Raw genomic sequence first — 13,292 nt, 5'->3', positions numbered from 1 at the left:
TCGGGGTCGGCTACTCGGGAGCGGCGTCGGTGATCTCGGCCAGCACGTCGCCCGATCCCACGGCGGCACCGACCTCGACCGACAGGTTGGTGACCGTGCCCGCCTTGTGCGCGGTGATGGGCTGCTCCATCTTCATCGCCTCGATCACGAAGACCTGATCGCCGACGGCGACCTCCTGGCCCTCCGTGACCGCGACCTTGACGATGGTGCCCTGCATGGGGGCGGTCAGCGAGTCGCCGGTCGCCGCGGCGGAGCCTGCGCCGGCCTTGCGCGCGGGCTTCTTCTTGCTGGCGCCGGCGGGGGCAGCGGCACCCAGCCCGCCGGGCAGCACGACCTCGACCCGCTTGCCGCCGACCTCGACGACGACCCGCTCGCGCTCGGCGGCATCGTCCGGTCCGGCGCCCGACGGGCCCGAGTATGGCTCGAGCTGGTTGTCGTAGTCGGTCTCGATCCACGTGGTGTACACGTCGAACGAGCCGGCCGAGCCGTCGGCGTTGGTGGCGGTGTAGGCCGGGTCGTCGAGCACGTCGCGGTGGAACGGGATGACGGTCGGCATGCCGTCGACCACGAACTCGTCGAGCGCGCGGCGCGCGCGCTCGATGGCCTGCTCGCGGGTGCGGCCGGTGACGATGAGCTTGGCGATCAGCGAGTCGAACGCGCCGGGGATGGTCTCGCCCTCCTCGTAGCCGCCGTCGAGGCGGACGCCGGGTCCGGACGGGGGCGACCAGCGGGTCAACGTGCCGGGGGCGGGCAGGAAGCCCTTGCCGCCGTCCTCGGCGTTGATCCGGAACTCGATCGAGTGTCCGATGATCTCCGGATCGCCGTAGCCGAGCTCCTCACCCGCCGCGATGCGGAACATCTCGCGGACGAGGTCGATGCCGGTGACCTCCTCGGACACGCAGTGCTCGACCTGCAGGCGCGTGTTGACCTCGAGGAAGCTGATCGTGCCGTCGGCGGCCACCAGGAACTCGCAGGTGCCGGCGCCGACGTAGCCGGCCTCGGTGAGGATCGCCTTGGACGACTCGTAGAGGCGTGCCAGCTGGTCGTCGGACAGGAAGGGCGCGGGGGCCTCCTCGACGAGCTTTTGGTGACGACGCTGCAGCGAGCAGTCGCGGGTCGAGACGACGACCACGTTGCCGTGGCTGTCGGCCAAGCACTGGGTCTCGACGTGACGCGGCTTGTCGAGAAACTTCTCGACCAGGCACTCGCCCCGTCCGAAGGCGCTGACGGCCTCGCGGACGGCCGACTCGTACGCCTCGGGGATCTCCTCGAGGGTCTGGGCGACCTTGAGCCCACGGCCGCCGCCGCCGAACACGGCCTTGATGGCGACGGGCAGGCCGTGCTCCTTCGCGAACGCGACGACCTCGTCGGCGTCCTTGACAGGGTCCTTGGTGCCGGGTGCCAGGGGAGCGTTCGCGGTCTGCGCGATCTGCTTGGCCTTGGCCTTGTCGCCGAGCGCCTCGATCGCGGCCGGGGGCGGGCCGATCCAGATCAGGTCGGCATCCAGGACGGCCTGGGCGAACTCGGCGTTCTCGGCGAGGAACCCGTAGCCCGGGTGGATGCTGTCGGCGCCGCTGCTCTTGGCGATGGCGACGATCTTGTCGATCGAGAGGTAGGAGTCGCCCGGGGTGGAGCCGTCCAGCGAGTAGGCCTCGTCGGCGAGGCGCACGAACAACGCGTCACGGTCGGGCTCGGCGTAGACGGCCACGGATCCGATCCCGGCGTCCTTGCAGGCACGCACCACGCGGACCGCGATCTCTCCACGGTTGGCGATCAGGACCTTGGACAGGGGCTTGCTCACGGACTCACTCCTCGGGTACCGGCCTGGTGTTCCACTCTGCCTGCCGCAGTCTAGGGTGTGCCGCAGGTTAATGAGTGTTAACCACCTTGCTAGGCTGGCTCCATGAACTTCCAGCTGTCCGACGAGCACGAGACCTTCCGCCGCAGCGTCCGCGACTTCGCCGAGGCCGAGATCGCCCCGCACGTCGCCGCGTGGGATCGCGAGCACCACTTCCCGGTCGACCTGGTGCACCAGATGGGCGACCTGGGGCTGTTCGGTCTGGCCGCTCCCGAGGAGTACGGCGGCTCAGGCGGCGACTTCACCAGCCTCTGCGTCGCCATCGAGGAGCTGGGTCGGGTCGACCAGTCGATCGGCATCACGCTCGAGGCCGCCGTGGGACTGGGCATCAACCCGATCCTGACGTTCGGCAACGACGAGCAGAAGCAGCGCTGGCTGCCCGACCTCGTGGCCGGCCGCCGTCTCGCCGGCTTCGGGCTGACCGAGTCCGGGTCGGGGTCGGACGCGTCCGCCATGCGCACCTCGGCGACGGTCGACGGCGACGACTGGGTCATCAACGGCTCCAAGGAGTTCATCACCAACTCCGGCAGCGAGATCACCTCCCTGGTGACCGTGGCCCTCCGCACCGGGACGACCGACGCCGGACGTCCGGAGCTGTCCACGATCATCGTGCCGTCGGACACGCCCGGCTTCGTCGCCGAGCCCGCCTACGACAAGCTCGGCTGGAACATCTCGGACACGCACCCGTTGAGCTTCTCGGACGTGCGGGTGCCGTCGGACCACCTGCTGGGTCAACGGGGCCGCGGATACGCGCAGTTCCTGGCGACCCTCGACGACGGCCGCGTCGCGATCGCCGCCCTGGCGGTCGGACTGGTGCAGGGGTGCCTCGACGCGTGCGTGGAGTACGCCGGCCAGCGCACCACGTTCGGCGTGCCGATCGGGGCCAAGCAGGGCGTGGCCTTCCAGATCGCCGACCTCGCGGTGAAGGCCCACGCCGGACGTGCGCTCACCTACCAGGCGGCGGCCATGAAGGACGCCGGCGTGGGTGGTGCGGCGTTCAAGCAGGCCGCGTCCATCGCCAAGCTGTACACCTCCGAGGCAGCGGTCGACGCCACGCGGGTCGCCACCCAGGTGTTCGGCGGGTACGGCTTCATGGAGGAGTACCCCGTGGCGCGGTTCTACCGGGACGCCAAGATCCTCGAGATCGGTGAGGGCACCTCGGAGGTCCAGCGCATGCTGATCGCCCGCGGCCTCGGGCTCCCCGTCGAATAGGAGTCGAATAGGAACAGTGGAACAGGACCGGTCGAGCCGGACCGGTCCAGCGGCTGCTCAGTACAGGTACGCCTCGGCGCGGACGGTCTGGGTGGAGTACTCGCCGGTGCCGCCGGCGTTGTACTGCTCGACGACGGCCGAGCCGTCGGGGTTGACCGCGACGACGTACGCGACGTGGCCGTAGGTGCCTCGACCCCACCAGGCGACGGCGCCGACCCGCGCGGTGGTGCCGACCGTTCGTCCGCGCTCGATCCATCCCTGCTTCCAGCCGATCGCGTGACCGTTGCGGCCGTCGGCGATCCCGCTCCAGGTCAGGCCGATCTTCCACGCGACGAAGTCGGTACAGTTGCGGTAGGCGAATCCGCGCGAGGAGTACTTGCTGCCGAAGACGCAGTAGATGCCCGCCCCGCACGGCGTGGCGTTCTTGTCCGGGTAGTCGTTGCCGGGTGCGACGGTCGCGGTGGCGACAGCCACCTGGGCGCGCCGGCGTTCCTCGGTGCCGCGCGACCACACCGGCGTCTGCCCGACGTAGAGCACCAGGTTGCCGTCGTCCTGCACCACGAGTCGGGCGCCGGGAGCGTCCGACCGGGTCGACCACTGCGTCCTGGCCGGAACGCCGCCGGCGGCGACGTCTCGCACCACGAGGTTGCCGTCGTCGTCGATCGACGCCTGGGTGCTGCCACGGGTGCCGGTGGCCCACACCGGCCCGGTGCCGGTCCGGAGCTCGACGAGATTGCCGTCTCGCTGCAGCACCAGCGTGAATGCGCCGTTGGCCGAGACCAGGGACTGACCCGGGACCAAAGTCTCTCCCGTGGCCAGGGTGTCGCCGCGCGAGGCAAGAGTGGAATCCCCGTCCGGCCAGGTCAGCTTCAGGGTCCCGTCGTCGAGCAGCGAGAGCGTCGCGTCACGGTGGCCGTCGGTGTTCGACGCCCACTCGGGGGAGCCGTCCGCCGCGGTGAGCACGAGGTTTCCGTCGGCCTGCATGACCAGCCGGCGCGCGTCGCTGCCGGACGTCGCGGTCGCCCAGACGGGGCGATCACTGCTGGTCACGGACAGAACCACGTTGCCGTCGCCCTGCACGGTGAGGTTGAACTGGCCATTGGGGGAGGTCAGGCGACCTCCCGTCGCGAGGTGCTCGCCGGCTGCGAGGGTCGACCGCGGTGCGTCCGGGGTCGCCGCCGCGGCCGGACCGCTCGCGAGGAGGGCCGACATCGCGATGAACGCACCCAGCAAGGCGACGAGACGGCGGGACACCTCCGAAGTATATGGGACTAAAGGCCCGGTCGTGGCGGAATGGACCTATACTCCAGAGGTGTCCAAGGCATGGGTGGTTGCGGTGCTCGGGCTCTTCCTCGTGGCCGACGTCGTCCTGATCGTGGGGGCGGTCGACCACGTCGACGAGGCGCCGCCGCGCAGCGACATCGTGGGTGCTGTCGACGCGGTGGCCGACGAGCAGAGCTCCCAGATCGCCTACGACTTCAAGCCCACCCAGGCGGTCAGCCTGGACCTGGCCGGCGACGGGACCCTCGTGTACGGCGTCCGCGGCGACTGCAAGAACGGCATCGCCGGGACGGTCGTCGTCTCGGCTGACGCCGGCAAGGAGCCCTCGCCCCGGCGACCTGCCGGCCTCGTCGAGATCCTCGCCGTGGCTGCGGGCAACGGGGGCCGGATCACCGTCGTGGGCCTGGACGGCGACTGCGCCGTCCGGCAGGTCCGCAGCACCAACGGCGGTGCGACGTGGAAGACGCTCCCCAGGGTCTCGGCCTGGTACCCGTCTGCGGCCAGCGTCTACGAGGTGGTCTCACCGACCGGACGCAGCAAGCCGGGGTGCACCGTCACCAGCCTGAGCCGCCTCGGAACGCGATCCGCTCGGGTCACCTGCGCCGACGGAGCCGTCCGCGGCACCGACGACGGCGGCAGGACCTGGGCCGAGGTGGGCCGGCTCGACAACGTGCGGGTGGCCGGGTTCACCTCGGCGACCACAGGCTACGCACTGGCCAGGTTCGCCGGGTGCGCTGCACAGGTGTTCGTCACCGACGACGCCGGCGCGACGTGGAAGGAACGCAGCTGTCTCGCCGGCGACCCGGCTCGTGCCGTCGTCGCCAACGACACCGAGCTGATCGCGCTGGTCGGCTCGGGTCCCGTGGTCTACCGCAGCACCAACCGCGGGGTCGCGTTCTCCTCGATCGGCTGAGGCCCTGCCGGGGGCTGTGATCGGGCCGGGTTGCGATCAGGCGCGGCCGCGGCGCGACACCAGGAGACCGCCACCGGCGAGCAGCAGCGCGGTGGCCCCGACCAGGTACCACGGGCGTGAGCCACCGGTGTCCGGCAGGGGGCCGTCGACGGCAGGTCCGCCCGGCGCGCGAACGGTGATCGGGTACGAGACGGTCATGGTCTGCGCGGTCGTCCCGTACAGGTAGCTGCAGCGGATCGTGATGCTGGAGGTGCCCGGTCGGGTGGGAGCGACGAACGACAGCGAGAACGTGGTGCCCGCCCCCTGGGCGCCGGCGCGGCCGTCGAAGGTGGAGGACCACGGGTTGCAGTCGGTCCCCCCGAAGTCCCCGGTGAGGGTGAAGGTCTTGCCTGCCTCTGCCACCCCGTCGGCCGACGAGCCGCCGGTGGCGTTGATCTGCGGATCCGGATACGCCATGGCCACCGACGGGCTGAGCACCGTGACGACGGCAGCCAGCGCTGCAGCGACGACGAGACGGGTCACTGGCCGGCGGCCGATCCCTTGCGCTGCCACCAGCGCCGGCCCGGTGCGAGCGTCTGATCCATGGCGTCCGGCGCGTACCCGTAGCCGTAGCCGTAGCCGTACCGGCCCCGCTTGGCAGGCGCCATGTTGATGATGCTGGCCAACGGCTTGGCGCCCACGCCCTCGAGCCGCTCGACGGCCCGTCGCACCGCTTCGGTGTGGGTGTCGCCGTGGCGCACCACCAGGATCGCGCCGTCGACGATGCTGGCCAGCAGGGCGCCGTCGGTGACCGGCAGCAGCGGCGGAGCATCGATGAGGACGACGTCGTAGGCGGCGCGGAGGTCCTCGATGACGGTGATCATCTGCCGCGACTGCAGCAGCTCGGCCGGGTTGGGTGGCGTCTTGCCGCTGGCCAGGACCGACAGGCCCGGGTGGCGCGTGCTCTGCAGTGCCTCCTCGAGCGGGATGCGGCCGATCAGCACGGTGGTCAGACCCACGGAGCTGACGACCTGCAGATAGGTGCTGATGCGCGGCCGACGCAGGTCCCCCTCGATCAGGGCCACGCGCTGACCCCCCTCGATCAGCGCGAGGGCCAAGTTGCAGGCCGTCGTGCTCTTGCCCTCGCCGGGAACGGCGCTGGTGATGACGAAGACCTTCTTCTCGCCGTCCGGATCGATGAACTGCAAGTTGGTGCGCAGGACGCGGAACGACTCGGTGCGGGGTGAGTACGCGTCGATCTCCGACAGCAGGGGCGCGCCCCCGCTGCTGGAGTCGAACGGGATCTCGCCGATCACGGGAGCCCCGGTCACGTCCTCGAGCTGGCGCGAGGAGGTGACCGTGGTGTCGAGCGTCTCGCGCAGGACGCCGGCCCCGGCTCCGAGGATCAGGCCCAGGGCGATGCCCAGCGCGATGTTGCGGATCGGCTGCGGTGAGACCGGGTCGGTCGGCAGGTCGGCCTGGTCGGTGACGGTGGCCTTGATGCTGGCCTGGTCGCGTCCGGGTGGCGTCTCGAGGTTGCCGACGTAGCCGACGAAGACGTCGGCGATCGTGGCCGCGATCTGCTGCGCACGACGCGGTGACGGGTCCTCGACGGATATCCCGAGGATCACGGTGTCGATCTGGGCCTGGGCCGACACCTTCTTGCGCAGCTCGTCGGTCGTCTCGTCCAGGTCCAGGCGGTCGATGACGCGGTCGAGGATCTCGCCCTGGCGCACCAGGTCGGCGTAGCTCTTGACGCGCTGCAGGCTGAACTGGCTGTTCTGGAACGCCTGGCTGTCGTCGGTCGAGGACGTGGAGATGAACAGGCTGGTCGTGGCCGAGTACATCGGTGTCGCCTGCCACGTGAGCACCGCGGCGAGCGCCACGGTGGCGAGCAGGACACTCGTCACCAGGGCCCACTGCTTGCGCAGCACGTCGAGGTAGTCGCGAAGTTCCACGGTGTCCTTCGGGGTCGTTGGTGAAGCGGATGGTCGTTGGTCGTGCGTGAGGGCCGCTAGTAGGCGCCCTGGGTCTTCAGGACCGCCTTGACGGTCCGCCACAGGATCAGCAGGTCACCGGTCATCGACCAGTTCTCCACGTAGTAGGTGTCCAGCTTGATCGCGTCCTCCCAGGAGAGGTCGGACCGTCCGGAGACCTGCCACAGGCCGGTGATGCCGGGCAGCACGCGCAGGCGGCGGTGGGCGATTTTGTCGTACAGGTCGACCTCGAACTGACGCTGCGGCCGGGGTCCGACCAGGCTCATGGAACCGGACAGGACGTTGAACAGCTGCGGGAGCTCGTCGATCGAGAAGCGCCGGATGAAGCGGCCGACCCTCGTGATCCGGGGATCGTCCTGCACCTTGGGCAGCAGGCCCAGCTCGTTGCCTCGCGCGGCCAGCATGCGCTGCAGGTCGGCGTCGGAGCCGTGCCGCATCGAGCGGAACTTGACCATCGCGAACGGCTCCCCGTCCCGACCGATGCGCTCCTGGCGGTACAGCACCGGACCGCGGCTGGTGGTCGCCACCACGAGTGCGGTGACCAGGAGGACCGGCGACAGCGCTGCGATGAGCAGCAGGGCTCCGACGCGGTCGAACACCTGCTTGGGCCAGGCCGACGCCTCGGCGTACGTGGGTGGCTGCAGGGCCAGGAACGGAAGGCGTGCCACCGTGCTGACCTCGATGCGCGAGTCGGCGACATCGACGACGTTGGGCGACAGCAGCATCGACAGACCCAGCTCCTCGAGCTCCCAGACCAGCTTCTTCAGGCCCACGTGGCCCAGGTGGTCGGTGCTGGAGATGATGGCGACCTCGGCCCCGGTGGCCTCGACGACGGCGGCCAGGGAGTGCTGCCGGCCGAAGACGGGCGCGCCGGGGTGCGGTGAGTCGGCGTCGAGCTCGGTTCCCACGATGACGTTGCGGTCGGGGACCCACACGCCGGAGATCGTGATGCCCGCCCGGGCGTCCTCGTGCAGCTTGCGGGTGATCGCGCGAGCCGAGCTGATCCCGCCGATGACGATGGCCGGTGCGACCATCGCGCCGGCCTCGCGGCGGCGGTGCAGCCACGCGCGCCACAGGCGGCGTTCCACCAGCAACCCGGCTGTTCCCAAGGGCAGCGCGATCGCCAGGTAGCCGCGGGACGAGTCGACCTTGAGCATCAGCGCGACGATGGCGACGGCGCCGAAGAACGTGATGGTGGCCCGCACGATCCGGCGGTACTCCTCGGCGCCCTCGCCCAGGATGCCGACGTCGCGGGTGCGGTAGATCTGCAGGGCGGCGAACCACCCGATGGCGATCAGGACGCCGAACGTCTCGTAGCTGAAGGTGAAGGGCCCGTTGGTGCGGATGTCACCGTTGACGCCGAAGCGCAGGGGGGCCGCGATCAGAGCCGCGACGACCACGACCGCGGCGTCGGAGATCAGCAGCTTGAGGCCGAGGCGGCGGTATCCCCGCGCCACGGCGCTGGACCCGGGGGCCTCGGCGGACTCGGCGGGGGACGACACGGCGGACATGTGTGTGCTCCGCGGCACGGACACCACGGGGTCGCGACGCGCGCTGACACTGGACATCGGGGACCCCTCTCCAAGCTGGGAATCGGCGGTGCGGGTGAACGCTGCCGCGCCGGGAACTACTCCTGTGAGAGTGCCCCGCGAAGGTTTCATGACGGATTCGTCATGGATGATGTGTGAGGGACTCTCATGGGTGACGCCCTCATCGATCAGAAAGTCGAGAGAATCCATCGTGACCTGCCGCCTGTGTGGTTCAGAGAACCTGCGAAGCGTGCTCGACCTCGGAGCGACGCCCCCGTGCGAGCTCTTCCTGACCGCTCAGAGCCTAGACGCCCCTGAGCCCACGTACCCGCTGAACCTGCGCCTGTGCGAGGCGTGCCTGCTGCTGCAGATCCCGGCGCTGATCCTGCCGGAGGAGACCTTCGTCGACTACGCCTACTACGCGTCGTTCTCGGACTCGTGGGTCGAGCACGCCCGGCAGTACGTCGAGACCGTCGTGGAGCGCCTCGGACTGGACGAGACCTCGCACGTCGTCGAGGTCGCGAGCAACGACGGCTACCTGCTGCAGCACGTGGTCGAGCGCGGCGTTCCCTGCCTCGGCATCGAGCCGTCGGTCAACGTCGGCGAGGCGGCCCGCGAGCGAGGCGTGCCCACCGTGACGGCCTTCCTCGACGAACCGCTGGCCGACGAGGTGCGGGCCGAGCACGGGCCGGCGGACCTGGTCGTCGCCAACAACGTCTACGCCCACATCCCCGACCTGCTGGGATTCACCCGGGCGCTGCGCACCCTGATGGCCGATGACGGCTGGCTGACCATCGAGGTGCACCACGCGCTGAACCTGGTGACGCTGGGCCAGTTCGACACCGTCTACCACGAGCACTTCCAGTACTACACGGTCCTGTCGATCAGCCGGGCGCTGGCGACGGCGGGTCTCACCGTCGTCGACGTCGACCTGCTGGCCTCGCACGGTGGCTCCCTGCGCGTCTGGGCCCGCCCGTCCGACGTCGCCGGCGAGCCGAGTGCCGCGGTGGCCGAGGCGCTGGCGCAGGAGGAGGCCGCCGGGCTGCACGAGGTGTCGGGCTACCTCGACCTCGCCGGTCGCACCGAACGCGTCCGCCAGGACCTGTTGCGGTTCCTGCTCGACGCCAAGGCGGCCGGCCAGCGCGTCGTGGGCTACGGCGCCCCGGGCAAGGGCAACACGTTGCTGAACTACTGCGGCATCCGCTCGGACCTGCTGGAGTACACGGTCGACCGCAACCCCTACAAGCACGGGCGCTTCACCCCCGGGACCCGCATCCCGATCCACCCGCCGGAGCGGATCGCCGAGGACCGCCCGGACGTCGTGCTGATCCTGCCGTGGAACCTGGAGACCGAGATCGCCCGTCAGCTGTCCTACGTCGCCGAGTGGGGTGGCCAGCTGGTCTCGCCGCTGCCCGACGTGCACGTGCTCGCGCCTGCGGTGGGGGTGGCTCGATGAAGGTCGTCCTGTTCTGCGGCGGCTACGGCATGCGCATGCGCAACGGCAACGGCGACCTGCTGCCGAAGCCGTTGCAGATGGTCGGGTCCAAGCCGCTGCTGTGGCACGTGATGAAGTACTACGCGCACTTCGGACACACCGAGTTCGTGCTGTGCCTGGGCTACGGCGCCCAGCAGATCAAGGACTTCTTCGCCGAGTACTCGCGCTCGCAGACGCGCGACTTCGTGCTGCGCCAGGGCCGGGTCGAGGTCATCGGGGAGGACTCCGGCTCCTCCGACGTCTGCGACTGGACGATCACCTTCGTCGACACCGGCCTCGAGACGCCGATCGGTGAGCGGCTCCGCCGGGTCCGGCCGTACCTGGACGGCGACGAGTACTTCCTCGCCAACTACGCCGACGTGCTCTCCGACGCCCCGCTGGACGACATGATCGAGAAGGTGCACGCCGCCGGCGCGGCGGCATCGATGATCGTGGTGCCGCCGCAGTCGTCGTTCCACGTCGTCGACGTCGACGACGCCGGCAGGGTGCTGCAGATCCAGCCGGTCAGCAACCTGCCGATGGGCGAGAACGGTGGCTTCTTCGTGCTGAGCCAGGACGTCTTCGAGCACCTTCCGGAGAACGGTGACCTGGTCGCCGACGCGTGCACGGCGCTGCTGGCCGACGGTCGGCTGCTCGGGTACCGCTACGGCGGCTTCTGGAAGCCCGCCGACACCTTCAAGGAGCGGGCCGAGCTGATCAGGCCTGGATGGACGGCACTCGCCCCTGGGCTGTGTGGGAGAAGTGATCGCGCTCCAGCCCGAGCAGATCGGCGAGGTCGCACTCGTCGCCGCACACTGTGACGACCTCGCGATCGGCATGGGCGGAACCCTGCTGACACTGGCGCGGGCACGTCCTGACCTCGTGGTGCGTGCGCTGGTCCTGACCGGCGCGGGCACCGCGCGCGAGGCCGAGGAGCGGGCCGCGCTCACCGCGTTGGTCGGCGACCACGAGCTGACCGTGCTGGACCTGCCCGACGGCCGTACCCCGGCCCACTACGACGCCGTCAAGGACGCGGTGCGCGACTTCGCGCGCTCCACCTCGGCCGACGTGGTGTTCGGTCCGCAGCGCCTCGACGCGCACCAGGACCATCGTCTGCTGGCCGAGATCACGCCCACCGAGTTCCGTGACCACCTGGTGCTCGGCTACGAGATCCTCAAGTGGGAGACCGACACCCCGCAGCCGACCGTGTTCGTCCCGCACGACGACGCCGTCGCCGCCGAGAAGGTGCGCGTCCTGATGGACAGCTACCCCTCGCAGCACGCGCACGACTGGTTCGAGGAGTCGTCGTTCCTGGCGCTGTCGCGCCTTCGCGGCATCCAGTGCCGCGCCCCCCACGCCGAGGCGTTCGTCCTCGACAAAGCCGTCCTGCAGCTCGCAGGCCAACCATGAAGGAAGTGCCATGAAGGTCCTGCTCACCGGACACCAGGGCTACCTCGGCACCGTGATGGCGCCCTTGCTCGCCGAGGCGGGGCACGAGGTCACCGGGCTCGACACGGGCCTGTTCGCCGAGTGCGTGCTCGGCGACCCGGTCGTCGACCCGCCGACGCTGGCGGTGGACCTGCGCGACGTGACACCGGACGACCTCGCCGGTTTCGACGCGGTGATCCACCTCGCCGCGCTGTCGAACGATCCGCTCGGGGCGCTGGCGCCCGACATCACCTACGACATCAACCACCACGCCTCCACCCGGCTGGCCACGGCCGCCAAGCAGGCCGGCGTCGAACGGTTCCTGTACGCCTCCACGTGCTCGGTCTACGGCTCGGCCGGCGACGGACTGGTCACCGAGGACGCCCCGCTGCAACCCCTGACCCCGTACGCGGAGAGCAAGGTGCGGGTCGAGGGCGACCTGTCAGCCCTGGCCGATGACTCCTTCAGCCCGACGTCGCTGCGCAACGCCACGGCGTTCGGCTTCTCTCCCCGGCTCCGGGCCGACATCGTGCTCAACAACCTGGTGGGGCACGCGGTGCTCACCGGCGAGATCACCGTGCTGTCCGACGGCACGCCGTGGCGTCCGCTCGTGCACGCGCGCGACATCGCCGGCGCCTTCATCGCCACGCTGGGCGCTCCGCGCGAGGTGGTGCACGACCGCGCGTTCAACGTGGGCTCAGAGGCCAACAACGTCACGGTCGCCGAGATCGCCCAGGCGGTCGCCGACGTCGTCCCCGACGCCACCCTCAACATCACCGGTGAGACCGCCGGCGACCCGCGGTCGTACCGGGTCGACTTCTCGCTGGTCCGCGAGCTGCTGCCCGGCTACGAGGCCCGATGGAGCATCGCCGACGGAGCCCGTGAGCTGTACGAGCAGTACCTGGCTCGCGGACTCACGCAGGCCGACTTCGACCACAGGTTCACCCGGTTGGCGCACCTGCAGCGGCGTCAGGCCGTGGGTACGCTCGACGAGCGGATGAGGCCCATCGCACCGTGAGCACCGTCTCGACGTCAGGGGGCAGGCGCCTCGATGACCCGGCACAGCTGTTCCCAGCTGCCGGCCGACCGGTCGCGCTCGGACACGGTCGTGATCTCCTGCGGCCACTCGATCGCCAGATGGGGGTCGTCGAACGCGACCGACACGTCCTCGCTCGGGTCGTGCGACCGGTCGATCCGGTAGCAGACGTCGGCATCTCCGCTGCTGGTCACCTGGTAGCCGTGCAGGAACCCGGGCGGCACGAACAGGTGCGTGTGGGTCACGTCGTCGAGCAGGTACGACTCCTGCCGGCCGAAGGTGGCCGAGTCCGGACGGATGTCGACCAGCACGTCGAGCACCGCGCCGCGCGCGCACCGCACCAGCTTGGCCTCGCCCCGGCCGATGCGCCCGTGCATGCCCCGCACCACGCCGGCGTGCGAGCGCGACTGCGAGTCCTGCGTGAAGTCCCCGGACCTGACGGTCAGGCCGGAGTCCGCCGCGTGGGCGTCGAAGATCTCGCTGTCGAACGTCCGGGTGAACCAGCCGCGGTCGTCGTGGAACGGTTGCGGCACCAGCAGGAGCACGTCGGACAGGGCGGTCGTCTGGATCTGCACGCGCCCAGTC

At 70.2% G+C, this 13,292-nt stretch carries 12 protein-coding genes; 6 read left to right on the top strand and 6 right to left on the bottom strand.

Annotated elements, in window-relative coordinates; all coding sequences use genetic code 11:
* Nucleotides 1–10: 10 nt before the first annotated feature.
* On the bottom strand, nucleotides 11–1,801 hold the full coding sequence (locus AC0L5F_RS06405; RefSeq protein WP_473315788.1) for an acetyl/propionyl/methylcrotonyl-CoA carboxylase subunit alpha: 1,791 nt from the start codon (nucleotides 1,799–1,801) through the stop codon (nucleotides 11–13).
* Nucleotides 1,802–1,903: 102 nt separating this feature from the next.
* Here AC0L5F_RS06405 and AC0L5F_RS06400 point away from each other — a divergent pair, with 102 nt between their 5' ends.
* Nucleotides 1,904–3,070, top strand: coding sequence for an acyl-CoA dehydrogenase family protein (locus tag AC0L5F_RS06400; RefSeq protein ID WP_473315787.1), 1,167 nt, complete (start codon nucleotides 1,904–1,906; stop codon nucleotides 3,068–3,070).
* Between the two features lie 57 nt (nucleotides 3,071–3,127).
* On the opposite strand, the gene AC0L5F_RS06395 is transcribed toward AC0L5F_RS06400, so the two are convergent.
* On the bottom strand, nucleotides 3,128–4,324 hold the full coding sequence (locus tag AC0L5F_RS06395; RefSeq protein ID WP_473315786.1) for a CHAP domain-containing protein: 1,197 nt from the start codon (nucleotides 4,322–4,324) through the stop codon (nucleotides 3,128–3,130).
* Between the two features lie 58 nt (nucleotides 4,325–4,382).
* Between AC0L5F_RS06395 and AC0L5F_RS06390 the strand changes: the two genes are divergently transcribed.
* On the top strand, nucleotides 4,383–5,264 hold the full coding sequence (locus AC0L5F_RS06390; RefSeq protein WP_473315785.1) for a WD40/YVTN/BNR-like repeat-containing protein: 882 nt from the start codon (nucleotides 4,383–4,385) through the stop codon (nucleotides 5,262–5,264).
* 36 nt (nucleotides 5,265–5,300) lie between these two features.
* Here AC0L5F_RS06390 and AC0L5F_RS06385 read toward each other — a convergent pair whose 3' ends face one another.
* From AC0L5F_RS06385 to AC0L5F_RS06375, 3 genes are read right to left on the bottom strand one after another with little or no spacing between them, the layout of a single operon-like run.
* Nucleotides 5,301–5,786 carry an LPXTG cell wall anchor domain-containing protein gene (locus tag AC0L5F_RS06385; RefSeq protein ID WP_473315784.1) on the bottom strand — a complete coding sequence of 162 codons (486 nt, stop codon included), beginning with the start codon at nucleotides 5,784–5,786 and terminating at the stop codon, nucleotides 5,301–5,303.
* Nucleotides 5,783–7,201: a tyrosine-protein kinase domain-containing protein gene (locus tag AC0L5F_RS06380; RefSeq protein ID WP_473315783.1), complete on the bottom strand. Its 1,419-nt coding sequence runs from the start codon at nucleotides 7,199–7,201 to the stop codon at nucleotides 5,783–5,785. The genes AC0L5F_RS06385 and AC0L5F_RS06380 overlap by 4 nt, the downstream gene beginning before the upstream one ends.
* 56 nt (nucleotides 7,202–7,257) lie before the next feature.
* Complete coding sequence (locus AC0L5F_RS06375; protein WP_473315782.1) at nucleotides 7,258–8,808, bottom strand: sugar transferase; 1,551 nt, start codon at nucleotides 8,806–8,808, stop codon at nucleotides 7,258–7,260.
* A 211-nt stretch (nucleotides 8,809–9,019) separates the two neighbouring features.
* On the opposite strand from AC0L5F_RS06375, the gene AC0L5F_RS06370 reads away from it, so the two are divergent.
* Genes AC0L5F_RS06370 through AC0L5F_RS06355 form a run of 4 tightly spaced genes read left to right on the top strand, consistent with a single transcriptional unit; the run spans nucleotide 9,020 to nucleotide 12,689 of the window.
* A complete protein-coding gene (locus AC0L5F_RS06370; protein ID WP_473315781.1) occupies nucleotides 9,020–10,225 on the top strand; it encodes a class I SAM-dependent methyltransferase in 1,206 nt (401 codons plus the stop codon).
* Entirely contained in the window at nucleotides 10,222–11,064 is an 843-nt protein-coding gene (locus AC0L5F_RS06365) for a glycosyltransferase family protein (protein ID WP_473315780.1), read from the top strand. The genes AC0L5F_RS06370 and AC0L5F_RS06365 overlap by 4 nt, the downstream gene beginning before the upstream one ends.
* Nucleotides 11,006–11,653 carry a PIG-L deacetylase family protein gene (locus tag AC0L5F_RS06360; protein WP_473315779.1) on the top strand — a complete coding sequence of 216 codons (648 nt, stop codon included), beginning with the start codon at nucleotides 11,006–11,008 and terminating at the stop codon, nucleotides 11,651–11,653. The genes AC0L5F_RS06365 and AC0L5F_RS06360 overlap by 59 nt, the downstream gene beginning before the upstream one ends.
* Nucleotides 11,654–11,663: 10 nt before the next feature.
* Nucleotides 11,664–12,689 (top strand): NAD-dependent epimerase/dehydratase family protein, encoded by a 1,026-nt coding sequence (locus tag AC0L5F_RS06355; RefSeq protein WP_473315778.1) that lies wholly within the window; start codon nucleotides 11,664–11,666, stop codon nucleotides 12,687–12,689.
* A 14-nt stretch (nucleotides 12,690–12,703) separates the two neighbouring features.
* Here the strand turns inward: AC0L5F_RS06355 and AC0L5F_RS06350 are convergent, their stop codons facing one another.
* Entirely contained in the window at nucleotides 12,704–13,282 is a 579-nt protein-coding gene (locus tag AC0L5F_RS06350; protein ID WP_473315777.1) for a dTDP-4-dehydrorhamnose 3,5-epimerase family protein, read from the bottom strand.
* Nucleotides 13,283–13,292 lie beyond the last annotated feature (10 nt).

The sequence above is a fragment of the Aeromicrobium sp. 10G20-16 genome (genome assembly GCF_055809665.1).
The sequence above is the reverse complement of the archived record's forward strand: the minus strand, read 5'-3'. Positions and strand labels throughout refer to the sequence as shown.